General features: G+C 62.9%; 17 protein-coding genes. 9 read left to right on the top strand and 8 right to left on the bottom strand.

The features are described 5' to 3' along the window. The first annotated feature begins 29 nt into the window (after positions 1–29). The gene (locus BMX17_RS17920) at positions 30–1178 is read left to right on the top strand and encodes a glycosyltransferase family 4 protein (RefSeq protein WP_092662658.1); all 1149 of its coding nucleotides are present in this window, start codon (positions 30–32) and stop codon (positions 1176–1178) included. An 8-nt stretch (positions 1179–1186) separates the two neighbouring features. Here BMX17_RS17920 and BMX17_RS17915 read toward each other — a convergent pair whose 3' ends face one another. Further along, positions 1187–2581 carry a hypothetical protein gene (locus tag BMX17_RS17915; RefSeq protein ID WP_139203573.1) on the bottom strand — a complete coding sequence of 465 codons (1395 nt, stop codon included), beginning with the start codon at positions 2579–2581 and terminating at the stop codon, positions 1187–1189. A gap of 247 nt (positions 2582–2828) precedes the next feature. After that, on the bottom strand, positions 2829–3722 hold the full coding sequence (locus BMX17_RS17910; RefSeq protein ID WP_092662621.1) for a DUF7982 domain-containing protein: 894 nt from the start codon (positions 3720–3722) through the stop codon (positions 2829–2831). A gap of 357 nt (positions 3723–4079) precedes the next feature. On the opposite strand from BMX17_RS17910, the gene BMX17_RS25300 reads away from it, so the two are divergent. The 3 genes from BMX17_RS25300 (at position 4080) to BMX17_RS26320 (ending at position 7296) form a co-directional block, all read left to right on the top strand. After that, positions 4080–4934 carry a hypothetical protein gene (locus BMX17_RS25300; protein ID WP_139203572.1) on the top strand — a complete coding sequence of 285 codons (855 nt, stop codon included), beginning with the start codon at positions 4080–4082 and terminating at the stop codon, positions 4932–4934. Positions 4935–5092: 158 nt separating this feature from the next. Continuing rightward, positions 5093–6967, top strand: a complete 1875-nt coding sequence (gene asnB / locus BMX17_RS17905; protein WP_092662619.1) for an asparagine synthase (glutamine-hydrolyzing) — start codon at positions 5093–5095, stop codon at positions 6965–6967. 173 nt (positions 6968–7140) lie between these two features. Beyond that, positions 7141–7296 (top strand): hypothetical protein, encoded by a 156-nt coding sequence (locus BMX17_RS26320; RefSeq protein WP_170845465.1) that lies wholly within the window; start codon positions 7141–7143, stop codon positions 7294–7296. On the opposite strand, the gene BMX17_RS17900 is transcribed toward BMX17_RS26320, so the two are convergent. Further along, positions 7288–8202 (bottom strand): phosphoenolpyruvate carboxykinase (ATP), encoded by a 915-nt coding sequence (locus tag BMX17_RS17900; protein WP_092662617.1) that lies wholly within the window; start codon positions 8200–8202, stop codon positions 7288–7290. The two genes, BMX17_RS26320 and BMX17_RS17900, sit on opposite strands and share 9 nt — an antisense overlap. 152 nt (positions 8203–8354) lie before the next feature. Between BMX17_RS17900 and BMX17_RS17895 the strand changes: the two genes are divergently transcribed. After that, a complete protein-coding gene (locus BMX17_RS17895; RefSeq protein ID WP_211611386.1) occupies positions 8355–8978 on the top strand; it encodes a metal-dependent hydrolase in 624 nt (207 codons plus the stop codon). Here BMX17_RS17895 and BMX17_RS17890 read toward each other — a convergent pair whose 3' ends face one another. Continuing rightward, positions 8979–9176, bottom strand: a complete 198-nt coding sequence (locus tag BMX17_RS17890; RefSeq protein ID WP_092662613.1) for a hypothetical protein — start codon at positions 9174–9176, stop codon at positions 8979–8981. A gap of 144 nt (positions 9177–9320) precedes the next feature. On the opposite strand from BMX17_RS17890, the gene BMX17_RS17885 reads away from it, so the two are divergent. Together BMX17_RS17885 and BMX17_RS17880 are read left to right on the top strand one after the other, a co-directional pair. Further along, positions 9321–10157 (top strand): deoxyribonuclease IV, encoded by an 837-nt coding sequence (locus tag BMX17_RS17885; protein ID WP_092662611.1) that lies wholly within the window; start codon positions 9321–9323, stop codon positions 10155–10157. A gap of 80 nt (positions 10158–10237) precedes the next feature. Further along, positions 10238–11032, top strand: coding sequence for a class I SAM-dependent methyltransferase (locus BMX17_RS17880; protein WP_092662609.1), 795 nt, complete (start codon positions 10238–10240; stop codon positions 11030–11032). A gap of 173 nt (positions 11033–11205) precedes the next feature. Here the strand turns inward: BMX17_RS17880 and BMX17_RS17875 are convergent, their stop codons facing one another. Then, positions 11206–11859: a DUF7095 family protein gene (locus BMX17_RS17875; RefSeq protein WP_092662607.1), complete on the bottom strand. Its 654-nt coding sequence runs from the start codon at positions 11857–11859 to the stop codon at positions 11206–11208. A gap of 94 nt (positions 11860–11953) precedes the next feature. Here BMX17_RS17875 and BMX17_RS17870 point away from each other — a divergent pair, with 94 nt between their 5' ends. Further along, the gene (locus BMX17_RS17870) at positions 11954–12655 is read left to right on the top strand and encodes an alpha/beta fold hydrolase domain-containing protein (protein ID WP_092662605.1); all 702 of its coding nucleotides are present in this window, start codon (positions 11954–11956) and stop codon (positions 12653–12655) included. Here the strand turns inward: BMX17_RS17870 and BMX17_RS17865 are convergent, their stop codons facing one another. Next, a complete protein-coding gene (locus BMX17_RS17865; RefSeq protein WP_092662603.1) occupies positions 12656–13123 on the bottom strand; it encodes a DUF4442 domain-containing protein in 468 nt (155 codons plus the stop codon). A gap of 103 nt (positions 13124–13226) precedes the next feature. Here BMX17_RS17865 and ncsA point away from each other — a divergent pair, with 103 nt between their 5' ends. Further along, complete coding sequence (gene ncsA / locus BMX17_RS17860; protein WP_092662601.1) at positions 13227–14237, top strand: tRNA 2-thiolation protein NcsA; 1011 nt, start codon at positions 13227–13229, stop codon at positions 14235–14237. A gap of 229 nt (positions 14238–14466) precedes the next feature. On the opposite strand, the gene ftsZ is transcribed toward ncsA, so the two are convergent. Next, complete coding sequence (ftsZ, locus tag BMX17_RS17855) at positions 14467–15684, bottom strand: cell division protein FtsZ (protein ID WP_092662599.1); 1218 nt, start codon at positions 15682–15684, stop codon at positions 14467–14469. 3 nt (positions 15685–15687) lie between these two features. Then, entirely contained in the window at positions 15688–15870 is a 183-nt protein-coding gene (locus tag BMX17_RS17850; protein WP_092662597.1) for a ribbon-helix-helix domain-containing protein, read from the bottom strand. Between the last annotated feature and the right edge of the window lie 157 nt (positions 15871–16027).

The raw sequence follows: 16027 nt of genomic DNA, 5'->3' as shown, positions 1-16027 counted from the left end.
CAATGGATGTGAGCAGGAAGACACGAACAGTGAATATCGCGTTCGTCTCGAACGTCGTCTACCCGTATGTCAAAGGTGGGGCCCAGAAGCGTATCCACGAAATCGGGCGACGACTCGCAGCCGACGGGCACGACGTGACGGTGTACGGACGCCACTACTGGGACGGGCCACGCGTTATCGAGTCTGCGGGAATGACGTTACAGGCGGTCGCTCCCGAGGCCGACCTCTACGCGGGCGAGCGGCGGTCGATTCCCGAGGCAATCGACTTCGCCGCTCGGGCGCTCCCCTCGTTGCGATCACTGCTCCCGGCGCGTGAGCACGACCTCGTGGTCGCGTCGGTGTTTCCGTACTTCCCGGTACTGTCGACGAAGTTGGCGACGCTGGGGCTGGACGTTCCGGTCGTGACGACCTGGCACGAAGTGTGGCGCGACTACTGGGAGGAGTATCTCGGCCCGCTCGCCTTCGGCGGCAAACTCGCCGAGTACGCGACGGCTCGCGTCCCACAGCTCCCCGTCGCCGTCTCGGGTGTCACGGCCGACCGGCTGGCGGGCATCGGCCCGGACCGGGACCGCATCCGCGTCGTCCCCAACGGCCTCGACACCGAACAGGTCCGCTCGGCACCGCTCCCGAACGACCCGGCCGAGGGCTACGACGTGCTATTTGCCGGCCGGCTGATCGAACACAAGAACGTCGACGTCCTGCTCGACGCGTTCGATAGCGTGGCGACCCGACACGACGCGACGCTCGGTATCGTGGGTGACGGTCCGGAGGCGGACGCACTCCGCCGTCGGGCCGAGGGCCTCGACGCCAGTGACCGCATCGACTTCCTGGGGTTCCTCGACGAGTACGAGGACGTACTCGGCCATATGCGTGTGGCCGACATCTTCGCGTCGCCGTCGACCCGCGAGGGGTTCGGCATCACCTTCGCCGAGGCGATGGCGGCCGGCTGTACCGTCATTGGGGCCACACATCCGCACTCGGCGGCCGACGAAGTGATCGGCGATGCCGGCTTCCTCGCCGAACCGAATACCGGGGCAGTCGCGGCGGCCCTCGACCGTGCGCTCGGCGGCGAGCGGCCCGATACCGACCCGCAGGAACGTGCCGACCGATACGACTGGTCGTCGGTCGCGACACAGGCGGAACGAACGTACGAGCGAGCGATCGACGGCGATTGGTAGGCCGCTCCTCAGTCGGCACGAATGCCCACGCGAGCGAGTACTCCCCGGGCGGTTCGCTGTGACTCGACCGGCTGGATGGACAGATCGAGCGGACGGAGGACCTGCTCGATCGTCTCGACGCGTTCGCCGAGTTCACGCAGTACCGCCGTCCGCTCCTCGGTCGGGGCTGTCCAGGGGAGGAGGCCGCCGGCTGCTTGCCGCCTGATCCGACCGACGAACCCGTCCGTCGAAACTGCCTCGGGGTCGAGCCGCGTCACGACGAAAGACTCGCGGTCGGTTCCCAACCCGGGATTCGGACCGGCGTCGGCCAGCGCCTCCCGACACTCAGACACCGCGACGGTGATCGGATCCGTGGCCGCGTCCCCGTCGTAGGATTTCGACTCTGCGGGTACTGGCGGAGCCGGGCCGGTGACGCTGGTGGGAACCTCGACGATCTCCGTCTCGAACTCTAACCCGGTGAGGAACGGCCGGACATAGCTCTCGAGGGATCGCCGGCTCTCGTCGGTAAGGTTGCCGACCGGTTCGGACCCGAGTCGGACGATAGCGAGTGGCTGCTCGTCGACGACGACGATCCCCGCACCGCCGGTGTCGAGCGTGTCTGTATCACTGTCGGAATCGAACAGGAACTCACACCGGTCAGCGTCGACCGGGTCGAGTCGCTCGTCGGTCGGATCCCAGGCAGTGCCCGCGCCCTGCTCGGCTACTGGACTGACGGCATCGGTCGCGCTGGGCCGGTCGAATCGTTCCGTTACGTGGACGGTGACTGGCACCGATCCGTCTGTTTCAAGCTCTTCGAGATCGGTTCCGTTCCGTGGTCCGCTCGCCGGTTCGAGGACCTCGATCTCGACTGCCTCGCGGCCACCGACTTCGACGTAGTACTCGCCGGGTGCGTCGAACGACACCGTGTACGCGAGTGTTTCCGTACTGCCGCCGCCGAGCACGACCTCGGTCTCGTGGACGCGGTCGCCGTCGACGCGGAGTCCCACCGGCCGTTCGTCGGGGTAGCCACTCCGGTTGCGCAGTGTCACCTCGAACTGGTAGCGCTCGCCGATGGCGATACAGCCGTTCTGGGCGTCGAGTGGTTCGACGACGATGTCGCTCGTCGCGGCCGTGGCAGGCAGCGTGTCGTCCCCCGTTTTCGAGGTGTCCGACTGGAAGTCAGCTTTCCGCACGTCGATCCCGTGACGCCGAGCGAGCCTGACCAGCGCTTCGAGTCGACGGTCGGCTTCCGGAGACGACCCACCCTCGTGTATCTGTGTCCCGTACTCAACGATCGCGTCGCGTCCGTCACGATTCGTGCCGTCGAGCGTATCGACGAGTCGCTGAACGCGCTCACCCAGCGGTCGGCGCTCGTCTTTCAGCAGTTCTACCCCTCGGTCGTGTCCGTCGTTCTGTTTGCTCATGTGTCGATCATGGCGGAGCGTGTTCGCGCCACTCCCGGTTCGCTGACCGACACACATCACCACCCTACGACGACTCCCCGGTTCGGCTTCGAGTCGGGCCACGTCGTCGAGCACCCCACTCCCGACGACGAACCCGTTAACGATGTCGCGATCTCGCCATCCTGTCGACCGACAGTAAGACAGAACGAATATTGATAGTTTCGAACAGGCAGAAATTGCCGACGGAAGCCGACTGGCGTCGTTCCCGTTACCAGGGACCCGTCTCGGTGTCCGATGTCGAGTCGTGGTCTGTACGTTCTTGGTCCCCACCCCAGCCGAAGATGAGCAGTGGTTCACCGTCGTCGTCGGTCGTCGCGCGCGTCTCGACCGGTCCGTCGACGACTGTCGTCAGGCCGACGCCGACAAGCGACCTGATCGGATGGTCGATGCCGGTGGGTGTCCCGACGGTGTTATCGACGACTTTGATCGTGACTTCCGTCCGCCCGGACTCGGCTGGCTCACTGTAATTGATCGTCTTGACCGTCTCGGCGAACTCGAAGAGATCGGTGGCGGCCTCGAACAGCATCGGCAAGGCCGAATCGACATCCTCCGGCAGGTCACCGGACTGTTGACGGACCTCGGTCAGCAGATCCCGCCCTGTCGGTTCGAGTGCGATTCCGTAGTACCCATCCTCGTCGACGACGGTCGAGGTGAGTGTCTCCGCCGGTGGGATGCTGTCGCGTTCTGTGGCGGCCACGTACAGGCGTGCGACTCCGGTCTCGGTCGGAACGTACCTGATGGGTCCGTCCGCACCGAGCGCGTGCGCGATAGCGGCGCGGTTTCGACTCGTCGTCTCACACACCGACCTGACCGCTCTGGCAGGCAACAGCTGCTCGGCCGTGAGCGTGAGCAAGAGGACTGCGCCGAACGTTCCCGTTCCCGCGAGCGCGAACAACACGTCCCGCTCGCTCGGGAACACCTGTACCGCTCCGACCGCCACAGCGGCGAAGGCGAGCAGTAACGCCGCGGCGCGCCGGTAGGTCACTCTCGTCTCCAGTCGTGATTGGAGCCGCTCGTTTTCGCTCTCCAGATCACTGAGCCTGGACTGTTTCCTGACGCTGTCCTCGTCGTCAACTACCTTCGAATCGTGTTCCGAACCCACGCTTTTCGTCCGCTGACCTCCATGAGCAACCCTAGTCAGGTTCTTCCAGAAACGTGTGAAGAAAGCGATTACACGTGCCCCATGCCTTCTTCAGTTCCCGACCATAATTTGCTAATCCGACATTTTCAACCAAGCTGTAATTAATGGTTCGCCTGTCTATCTTCCTGAACGCGTTTGCAGTTATTTCGACAACATGGTCTCAGTGTTCGAGATATCTTTTTTGCCCACGATCTCTCAGATAATAATTCTTAATTAACTCCAGCGAAAAGAAAGGGCACGAGAGTGTGAATGTGACGACAGGTCTTTGGTTATCGGTCTACAGAATGTCCGGCTGCATGGAACGTGTTCTAGCGACCTATGGGTGATCCTGAACTGTTTGACGACGGGGATGATTCGGAGTTGCCGTTCGAGGAGTGGGACACGGTTGCGGAACTGGACGACGATGGTGCCACTCAGCAAGAGCGATCGGACGAAATAACGGCCGACGAATTGAACGGTGGGATACCGTTCGAGAACTGGGATTCACCGGCTGAAACGGACACCCCGTCAGAGTCAGCGTGGCCGGCCCGTCGCACGGTTCTCAAGTTTGGCTCTCTCGTCTTTGGTTCGCTGGTGATCGGACCGTTCCTGGACACCGACAGACAGCGTGTGGAACCGGAGTCAGAACGCAGATCGAGCGAAACACGGTTTGGATACGGAGGACAACCAGTTGGAGCTGGTTCGGCAACTGATACCGATGGCAGGTCGTCCATGACAACGACTACGAAGACGACAGCAAGCCCACCCTCGACACCGAACCCGGCTGACAGGCGATCGGGCACGGACGCTGCTGACACTGTTCGGACCACTGAAACGACGGCGACTGATACGACCATCGCACCGACCGGTACGGAAACGATCATCACACCGGACATGGTCGATACGACCGAGCCTCCCACGATCACACCCGTCGAGACGACCGACGGAGAGTCGACTGTCGATAGAGCAAACGGTGGTGGATTCAGTGGAGGCGGATCCGGTAGTGGTGGCAGTGGGTCAACCGGTGGTAGCACGACTCCGGCAGTGACTGAGACAGCGACGCCCGAAACGACGACACCGGAAACCAATACGCCCACCAGTGGCACTACCTCACAGCCCACGTCTTTCCCCGGACGAGCACTCGGAAAACAGGGGTACGGACAGCAGGGATACGGTGGCGTCGCGAGCCAGTGAGCGCCAGAACGTCTGCTTCTTTTCGGGAGTGCTCCCGAACGTCTCGTTTCTGCCTCGGGACTTTTATTCTTGTACTCATTTTTACTTGATAACAGAGGTATCTCAGTGAGACCCGCACTTCACATCGGGGCATCGAAACGAGCCGAACACGAGCTGATATGAGCGGACTCGTCGCGATTTTTCAGCGGGGGCGGGACAAAATCGAGCCAGCGCGTCTCGAAACGGCCCTGACGTCGCTCGATCACCGCGGGCCAGACGGAGATGATATGTGGATCAACGACGCAGTCGGGATGGGTTACCAGCATCTCCAGTCGGTCCCAGCCGCACAGACCGACGACCAGCCGCAACGTCTAGACGAACTCGTCGTATCGGCCGACGTTCGTCTCGACAACCGCGCCGAGTTGTGCCAGCGACTCGATCCCCCCGGCGACGACGAATCGGTATCCGACAGCTACCTGCTGTTGGCGGCGTATCGTGAGTGGGGGCAACAGTGTGTCGATCACCTGGTTGGAGCGTATGCCTTCGTCATCTGGGACGCTCACGAGAACCGACTGTTCTGTGCTCGAGATCATTTCGGCGTCAAACCGCTCTATTACCACGCCACCGACGGGCTGTTCGCCGTCGCTTCGGAGCCAAAGGCGATCCTGACGCATCCGTCCATCCAACCGTCGCTAAACGAAAGGAAAGTCGGCGATTTCCTAACAAACCTGTTCGAAGACGAGGAGAACACATTCTACGAGTCCATCAGGCGACTTCCGCCCGCGCACGCGATGATAGTCAGTGCGGGGAACAGCCGACGCTGGCGGTACTGGGACCTTGACCCGAGCCGAGCAGTGACGCTCGATTCCAACGAGGACTATGCACGTCGGTTCCGTGACCTGTTCGAGCAAGCCGTCCACTGTCGGCTCCGGACGGACGAGCCTGCTGCGACGACGCTTAGCGGGGGGTTGGACTCTTCGTCCGTTACGGCCGTCGCGCACGAACAACTGTGGCCGGACGAGCCCCTGAAAACGTATTCCGGCGTGTTCGAGGACGCGCCGGAGAGCGACGAACGGGAGTACATCGAGACTTTGGTCGATAGATCTGGAATCAACTCCCAGTACGTCTTCGCTGACGACCTAAGCGCCTTATCCGGGTTCGACCAGGCCATGGACTACTACGATGCACCAGTCCACAACACGATGCACTTCATGAAATGGGAGATTGCGCGACGCGCCAGCGACGACGAAGTCGGGGTCGTACTGGAAGGAACTCACGGCGACAGCGTCGTCGGCTATGGACTCGTGTTGCTCCCCCATTTGATTCGGACCGGTCGGTGGATCCAGCTGGTGAAAGAACTTCGTGCGATGGGCGACGTTTTCGACCGACAACCGCGAAGTCTCTTTCTCCGACAGGTCCTTCCAGGGCTGATTCCCGATCCGGTAGAGCGACTGTATCGCTGGATCCGGCGGAAGCCGTCGGTCGAAATGAGGGCAAATCCGACACTCGACCAAGGGTTTGCTAACCGTATCGACCTTGCGTCACGCCACCACCGACTAACCGATCCACGGTCCGCTATCGCACGTACCGCACGAGAGTGGCAGTATGAATCGGTCACTGCAGGGTCCCTCGTCGACTTTCTTGAGGCCAACGATATCACTCACGCGGTGTTCGGCATCGAACCTCGGTACCCGTTTCTCGACAAACGATTGGTAGAGTTCAGTCTCGCCATCCCACCAACACAGCAACTCACCGACGGGTGGACGCGGATGATTCTCCGCCGTGCTCTCGACGACCTACTGCCGGAAGAAATCCAGTGGCGGTCCTGGAAGACGACGATGAACGCAGCGTTCATCGGTGCACTCGCGATAGCGGACGATCAACTCTTGGAACTCGTCGAAGACCCGAGCATGGTTGAGCCGTACCTCAACCCTGAGTCACTACGAGAGACTCACGACCGTTTTCAGGCGGAAAGAGACATCCATTCTGCACGTGTTCTCTGGCGTGCACTTTCGCTTTCGGCCTGGCTTGAGAACACTGCTGGTACTCAGTAACCGGAGTCGACGGACTCGGCCTGTCTTGGTCACGATATCCGTCTTCGAAGATCGTCCACAAAGTCCGGCGAGTATCACTCTTGATGTCGATCCGTTCGAACGACTGTCCGGAGTGAGCCGGTAGAATTGTTGGCAGACAAATCTTTACGTGGCTACGGAACGAAAAAATAGATATGACGGAGAAAGAGGGCGGCGGTAAGTACGAGAAACCGCACCTCACCGAATACGGATCTATCGAGTCGGTCACCGAGACGTGGGGCGATCTCAAGGAAGGAAATGGCGAAGACACCGACTGGTGTCTGCAAATACTGGGTGGTGGCTCATTCTGAGTCGGTGTCTAGATCACTAACGACACAACGAACAAGTGTCGGTAAGATGTCGAGACGCCGTGGGCGAATGAGTCTCGTGACCGAGACGTGTTTGACGACGCTTGAGCAGGCCTCGAAGTTTCTGGTCGCGGCGTCCGTGTCGGAAAGCAGTCCCGCCGTGTACGTGGACAAGACAAGTTCGACGAGCCGCTGGCGAGCCGGTACTGGTTCGACGGCGACCGTATCGCCATCGGATAGGATATAACACCGTGAAAGGGGAACTGCGCCGCAGCCACCGGCGCTTTGCGTTCGATGAAACGCCTTCCCGCTGAAGCTATCCACCTCAGTTCCGGTGACCGCTTCGATTCCGAGTGCCACCGCCGTCTCGGGTTCGAGCTTCAATTGCGGGACGCCAGCAACGACCTTCGGTGCCCCATCTGAGAAACGGATTACGACGACATCGTCGTCGAGTAGCGGGTACCCAGCGTCGTAACAGGCTGCGGCAGTGGTCGACTTTCCGGCACCCGAGTTCCCGAGGAAGACAACAGCATTGCCGCCGAAGTCGACTGCGCTGCCGTGAAGGACTAGATCCCCTCGCTGGTGACAGAGCACGCCGAGTGCCTGCCCTTCCAGCAGTCGCCGGAACACGAGCGTCGAGGTGATATCCGGTGATACCGGATCTACAAGCACACGCTCGCCGCCGATGATGAGAAATGTCCCAACCTCCTCGTATGTAAAACGACAGCGACCGGGTTCGGCGTCTATCCAGCGCTCCGATTTGGCAGGACTCGTCTCGGCTTGGGCCGGTTCAAGGGTTTCCGAACAGATCGCGACATCGGGCTCAGTGACGGTCTGGTCCAGTTCTCGTAACTCTGGGAGCCGGAACGGTGATCTGACCGTGAGCCCGTATGCCTGATAGTCATGCATGGCCGTCGGGTATTGAAAGATAGGCGATAGCCCCTCTTATTCGTTCGCTCCACAACGTGGGCCACACCCCAGACATATGCCCACGGTCGTACACTTCTCGCTCTGAAGCTGGTGTGTCTACTATTGTCCCGAGGTATTTAGGTTAGTCAGAGGTGTTATTCGAACAAACAGCTATGATGCCCTGGGGGCACCTCGTCATTGGCTATCTTATTTATTCGGCAGGCCTACACCTCTGGTCACAGCGGTCGCCAGCCGGTGGCCCCACGCTTGTCCTCGCCTTCGCTACGCAGTTCCCCGATCTCCTCGACAAGCCGCTCAACTGGTGGTTCGGTATCCTTGACGGGCGCGGCATCGGGCACTCGTTCCTGACGATGGTGCCGTTCTGTGTCGCGGCCTATCTGGTCGCTCGGCGGTACGACCGCGGGCCTCTCGGTGCCGCGTTCGGCGTGGGTGTCATCAGCCATCTACCGATGGACGCACTGGGTGCGCTGCTGACCGGGACTGTCCCAGAACGAGCACCGTATCTGCTCTGGCCGCTTTTTCCCGCACCGACGTACCCGAAGGATAGTTTCTGGGATCACTTCGAAGTACTCCTCGCCACTCTCCAGTTGCTCCCGTGGAACTCTCCGGTCGAACTTGTGTCGATTCTTCTCGGCCCGGAGCTACTGTTTCTGCTCGTCCCGTTCTCGGTCTGGGCCTACGACGGATTCCCGGGTGTGAAAACGACCGTACACCTGCTCACTGGCGGACGACTGGTCGAAAACGAGCCGATGTGATCAGGGGCGAGACGACGTCTTCGGTCGCGACTGCGAGCGCCCGACGAGTCGCCCACCGGCCGCTCGAATCCGGTGCAGTTGCCGGACAACGGTGGTTGCGAGTGTCCCGACGGACAGCACGACGACGTAGACCGCGAGCAACACCAGAATTCTGACCACGTCGTAGCTGTACCCCAGCACACCGGAATGCTCCCTCATACCCCCGTAGTTCGAGAGATTACCAATAAACGCTTTGGCCAAATTATCACAGATTGAAACGTTCTCTTCGCGCGCACGACATCACCTCGTGTGTTCGCCGTCGCGCATCGAAGCCGCTTTGATGCAGACACACCCAGTCCCGGTATGCTCAGAGTCGGTGCACACACCTCTATCGCGGGCGGCGTCGACAACGCCGTCGAGGAACAACTCGACTACGGTGGCAACTGCGGACAGATCTTCTCGCACTCGCCGCAGGTCTGGCAGGATCCCAATATCGATGCCGACAACGCCAACCAGTTCCGGGACCGCTCCGAGACCGAAGACGTGGGTCCGTGGGTGATCCACTCCTCGTACCTGGTCAACCTCTGTACACCCAAAGACGACCTCCGGGCGAAGTCGATCGACTCGATGCAACGGGAAGTCGACGCCGCCGCAGAGCTCGACATCGACTACGTCAACGTCCACCTCGGTGCCCACACCGGGGCCGGTGTCGACCAGGGCCTCGACAACGCCGCGAGCGCGCTGGACGAACTCGACGTACCCGACGGCGTCACAGTGTTGATCGAGAGTGACGCGGGCAGCGGGACGAAACTCGGCGGGCAGTTCGAGCACCTGGCGACCGTCCGGGAGCGGACCGACCAGGACATCGAGTTCTGTCTGGACACCGCCCACGCGTTCGCGGCGGGGTACGATCTCTCGACGCCCGAGGGGGTCGACGACACGCTCGCGGAGTTCGACGACGTGGTCGGCCTGGAAGACCTTGCCTGCGTCCACCTCAACGACTCCAAACACGACTGTGGCACGAACAAGGACGAACACGCCCACGTCGGCGAGGGACTGATCGGTGACGACGGAATGGCTGCCTTCGTCAACCACGAAGCCATCCGGGACGTGCCCCTGGTGCTGGAAACGCCGACCGAGGACGGTCGAGGCTTCGCCTGGAACATCGACCGCGTCCACGAACTGCGGGACAGCGAGTAAATTCACACGAGGGTATCCAAACTCGTCGACTCATCTCGCGGAATCAGTCGGTTTTTGATGCGGTCGGGCGAAGTCAGCCCGTGCGCGAGTTCAGCGCCGAGTATCTGGAGACGACGCGGGCGGGGATGTGGGCCGACTCCCGGGAGGCGCTCGCCGACCTCGACCTCTCGGCCCGGGAGCGGATCCTCGACGTGGGCTGTGGGACGGGCGAACTCACGCGTGTCCTCCGTGCGGAGAGTCCCGCCGAGGTGGTTGGTCTCGACGCCGACCGCGGCCTGCTCGAAAGTGTCGACCCGCCCCGACTGCAGGGCGACGCACTCTCCTTGCCGGTGGCCGACGACAGCTTCGATCTGGTGGTCTGTCAGGCATTGCTGGTGAACCTCCCGGACCCGGCCGCGGCGGTCGCGGAGTTCGCTCGCGTCTCGACGGACCTGGTCGCGGCCATCGAACCGAACAACGCCGCGGTGTCGGTGACCTCCTCGGCCGACCCCGAAGCCAGTCTCGCGCGACGCGCGCGTGAGATGTACCTCCAGGGCGTCCCGACCGATGCCACGCTCGGCGCGGACGCGGCCAGTGTCTTCGAGTCGGCCGGCCTGACCGACGTGACCACGACCCGGTACGATCACGAACGCCGGATCGAGCCACCCTACTCCGAACACGCCGTCGAGGCGGCTCGTCGGAAGGCCAGCGGCGAGGGACTGGAGGCCGACCGCGAGACGATGCTCGCCGGCGACGCCACACCCGAGGAGGTCGACGACCTCCGGACGGCCTGGCGCGCGATGGGTCGGGACGTGATCGACCAGATGCAAGCCGACGAGTACCACCGCCGCGAGGTCGTCCCCTTCTTCGTCACCGCCGGTCGCGTCCCCGAGTAACTACCAGAAAACGCATATTTGTCTGTCGGTCGGCTGACGCTTTTAGATAAGAAATCTGGTATGTATTATACCAGATAACGTATATTTCTGCGGGCGTAATACAGCCTCGGTGGCTGTGCAGTCCTGCGGTTCTCGGGTTGTCGCCTGGGCGGTTTCGGCGCGTCGACCGACGATCAAACCACGTCCCCTCTGACGGTCGCCCCCTCCGCCTCGGCGCGGTACTGTTTCACTGCATCGGCGGCCGTTTCGGCCTCGTCAGCGTCGAGTCCCAGCATCTCCAGCGCGCCCGAGAGCGGTGGGAAGGCGAACTCGCTCCCCCGGAGTTTCCGGACCGCCTCGTCACTGCGCTGGCCCTCGGCCCACAGACAGACGCCCCGTGGATCGAGGATCTGCGTGTAGTCCTCCCGGGCCATCGCGCCCTCCAGTCGCTGTCTGACGTTGTCCTCGAAGGAAGCGTTGCACACTTCCAGGTGGATCGGTTCGTCGTCGTCGATCAGGTGGGCGGCCAGGCACTGCTCGGGCGCGGCGTGGCCGTTGGCGTTGGCGCGCAGATACTCCGGATACTCGTCGGCCCAGTCGGCGTCGACGGTCTCGCCGACGCCCTCGACACCGTGGGACTCGCGGAACTCGTCGGCTCGGTCGGAGTCACGCCCGAAGAGCATATCCTTGGTGACGTAGACGTCGAGCCGCTCGACGGGGTCGAGGCCGAGCGCCACGTCGCCGTAGACCCACACCTCCCGGACGGGTACGGGCATCGGCTCGGTGGCGACGGTCTCGACGAGGTCCGTCACGCGGTCGACGGCCGCCCGGCGCTCGAAGTCGGTCATCGGTCCCACTACCGACGCGACGGGCAAAACGGTTCCGTGGTTCGACGGCCGTGTCGGCACGGGGATACTTACCGTTCGCTGCCGACGCGCTGGTATGCGCCGCGAACTGTTCGGCCCCGAAGACGGCCCGGATCTCGTCGTGATCCTCGGCTGGGGCAACGAGTTCGAGTTCGAGACCGTCCAGTGGCTGCTCGACCAGCTCACCGACGCGGGCTATCGCGTCCACGGCTTCCAGATCCCGACGGTCGTCACCGACTTCGAGGAGGAGTGGCTCGCCCCCGTCGCCGAGTACGTCGCCGACTTCGACGAGTACCGTCTCCTCACCCACTCGACCGGCGGCCTCATCGGCGAGTTCCTCGACGACCCCGAACCCGTCCACAAGGTCCACCTGAGCCCCTGGTGGGGGTTCCACGACGACCTCGACAACCCCGTGGTGAATCTGGCGATGAAACTCCCGCTCGCGAAGCCGATCCTCCCCGCCGGCATCGACAAGGAATCGCTGGGTGCCCACACCACGGACCACCAGATCGAGGCCACGCCCAGCAAGGCAGCCCCGACGTTCCTCCGGGAAGCCCGATGGGGACAGGACCGCCTCCCCCCGTTCGACGAGGATACCGTCGTCTTCTACACACCGCAGGATCCAGTCGTCGGCGCCGCCGCCATCGAGGCCCGGACGCCCGAGCGCAACCGGATCAGCTACGAGGGCGGCCACGAACTGTTCGGCTCGGCCAGCCGCGAGGACCACATCGACACCGTCCTCGCCGCGCTCGATTCGGGCGTCGACGCGCTGGACTGATCAGGCTCGCTTCTCCTCGTCGGTGCTGACGTGGAGTGTCTTCTCGACCGTCGCGTGGACCACGCCGTCCTCGTCGACGAGGTCGACCGTGTACTCGCGGTCGATGGACTCCTCGTCTTCGAGCGCCTGCTGGATCTCGGCGACCTCCGCGTCGGACACCTCGAACGTCGCGTAGAGGTCTGATTCGCCCGGTTTCTTGAACCGGATCTCGGCGGCCTTGTCCCAGACCACGTAGTCGTCGCCGAGGCGGTTGATCAGCATGAGCATATAGATGGGATCGACCGCGCCGTACATCGACCCGCCGAAGATGGTGCCGACGTAGTTGCGCGTCCGCAGGTTCCGGGGCACTTTCACGCGGACTTCCGACCAGTCCGGTTCGATGTGTGTCACGCGCCCGCCGGTTCCGCGGTAGGCAGGGAACAGTCGAAAGGCCAGCTTCCACAGTCGCGCACGGAGTCGGTCGAACATACTTCTCGGACAGTCCACTCCGGCAAGTGCGTTTCCGAAACGGGCGACTGCGGGACGTACGTTTCCGAAACGGTCAACCGCACCCATCGGCAAGGACTCGCCAATGGACTGTGACAAGTGCGGCGACGAGGCGGTGATGCACGCCGCCTATTCGGGCCTGCATATGTGCGCCGAGCACTTCTGTCGGTCCGTCGAGAGCCGGACCCGCCGGCGCGTCCGCGAGGACAACCTCCTCCCCGACGACGCCAGCCCCGACGACCCCGAGACCTGGCTGATCGGCCTCTCCGGCGGCAAGGACAGCGTGGTCCTCACACAGATCCTCCACGACACCTTCGCCGAGGACCCGCGGGTCGAACTCGTCTCCCTGACGATCCACGAGGGAATCGAGGGCTACCGCGACGAGTCACTCGCCGCCTGTCTCGACCTGACCGACGATCTGGATATGCGCCACGAACTCGTCACCTACGAGGAGGAGTTCGACCTCCGGATGGACGACGTGGCCGTCGAGGACCCGATGGACATGGCCCCCTGTGCTTACTGCGGGGTCTTTCGCCGCGATCTGCTCTCGAAGTACGCCGCCGAGTACGACGCCGACAAACTACTGACCGGCCACAACCTCGACGACGAGGCCCAGACCGCCCTGATGAACTTCTTCGAGGGCGACGTGGAACAGATGGCCAAACACTTCGACGCGAGTCTGGGCGCATTCCCGGGCGCGGCCGACGGCGGCGACGACCGCGACGGCACGCCCGTCCGCGTCAGCACCGACGGCCCGTTCGTCCCCCGCGCCAAGCCTCTCCGGGACGTACCCGAGAAGGAGATCGCTCTCTACGCCCAGCTGAAAGACCTCCCGGCTCATATCACCGAGTGCCCCCATTCCAGCGAAGCCTACCGCGGGGAGATCCAGCAGCTCCTGTTCGACATGGAGGAGAACCACCCTGGCGTCCGACACTCGATCATGGCCGGCTACGAGGACCTGGCCGCGATGGCCGCCCGCGCGTATCGGGACGGCGGCGGCCCCGAGTACGGCGAGTGCGAGCGCTGTGGCGCGACGACGACCCGCGATGTCTGTCGGAAGTGCTCGCTGGTCGACGCGGTGCAGGCTGCCGATTGATTGACTTCGTCCATCAATCGAGCCTGCACTCGCCTCGCTCGTGCAGATGCCGACTGACCCACTCAGTTCGTCAGTCGAACCCGTGCTCGCTTCACTCGCGCGGACGCCGACTAGTCCGCCGTGCGTCAGACACACGTCACACGCGAAACCGCCGGCTACCCGGACGTAAACGTACGTTTTCGTGAGAAAAGCGGAAATTTAGTGGGTCGCTTCGCGAGTGGGCTGTGGCTCAGTTCGTCCGGATGACGTCGAGACCGTTCTTCGTCTCGCCGGTCTCGTCCTGACCGCCGTCGGCCCAGCCGTCACTCTGCGCACCGGAGGCGTTCCCCGCGCCGTTCTCGACGTGGTCGCTGGCGTCGAAGGTACCCTCGAACTCGGCCTCGTCGGTGTCCATCGCCTGCTTGGACTTGTCGGCCTGTTTCTGGGCGGTCGGACCGAGGATCTGGGCGCTCTGGACGCCGGTCATGATGGCCATGACCCGCACCTTGCCCTTGTACTCCTCCTGGATCCGCGCGCCCCAGATGACGTTGGCGTCGGCTTCCAGGCGGTCGGTGATGTTCTGGGCGATGCCCTCGGCCTCCTTCAGCGTGAGGTCGGGGCCGCCGGTGATGTGGACCAGTCCGCCCGAGGCACCGCGGTAGTCCACGTCCAGCAGCGGGTGGTTCATCGCGTCCTTGACGACCTCCTCGGTCTTGTTCTTGTCCTGGGTCTCGCCGACCAGCATCACTGCGACGCCACCCTTGTTCATGATGGATGACATATCGGCGTAGTCCAGGTTGATCAGCGAGGGCTGGGTTATCGTCTCCGAGATCCCTTTCACTGTTTCGGCGATGATCTGGTCCATCACCGAGAACGCCTTGCCGATCGGCAGGTTCGGGACGTAGTCGAGCAGGCGGTTGTTGTCCAGCACGATGATCGAGTCGGCCTCGTTGCGCAGCTTCTCGAGACCTTCCTCGGCTTTCACCGTGCGGGCGCGCTCGACGTTGAACGGCGTCGACACCATGCCGACGACGATCGCACCCTGCTCCTTGGCGATCTTGGAGACTACGGGGGCCGCACCGGTCCCGGTGCCGCCACCCATGCCTGCGGTCACGAAGACGAGGTCCGCTTCACCGATGACCTCCTTGATGGTGCCCTGGGCCATCTCGGTCGCACGCTCGCCCATGCTGGGGTCGCCGCCCGCGCCGAGCCCGTTGGTGAGGGACTTCCCGACCAGGATCTTCGTGTCGGCCTCGATCATCTCGAGGTGCTGGCGGTCGGTGTTGATGGCGATGGTCTCGGCACCGTCGACGCCGATGTTGTACAGCCGGTTGACGGTGTTGTTCCCGGCACCGCCCGCGCCGACGATGACGATCCGGGGGTCACCGAAGCCTTCCGCACCAGCGTCTGCCTGCTGTTTCTTCTCTTTCTCGTCGTTTTCGAGTGCCGACTTTACGAGGTCCTGCATCGTCTACACCTTGGCCCAGGACCGCTTGCGTTTGTCAGAGGAGTCCCGGGAGTCCTCCTGTTCGTTTAGCATGTCGCGGACGGCCGACCGTATGGCCTCGCTCCGGTTCGGGTATTCCCCGGAATCGACCATTCGTTCGACCTCTTCGATCTGCTGTTTCGGAATCCGTAGTGTCACACGCTCCATTTTTGGTTCCCCTGTTAGGGTAAGACGGTGGGGGTATGTCACCGCGCCCCAGTGTTTTACACACCGGAAATCGCACCACGGCAGCCGATTGTTGTGCGTCGCGCCCGGTGTGTAAGACGCACCGTCTTACGCAGGGTTTACATCAGACTGTTGGGTT

It is taken from the genome of Halorientalis persicus (assembly GCF_900110215.1).
Taxonomy (GTDB): Archaea; Halobacteriota; Halobacteria; order Halobacteriales; family Haloarculaceae; genus Halorientalis; species Halorientalis persica.
This window is presented reverse-complemented; position numbering and strand designations above follow the sequence as displayed.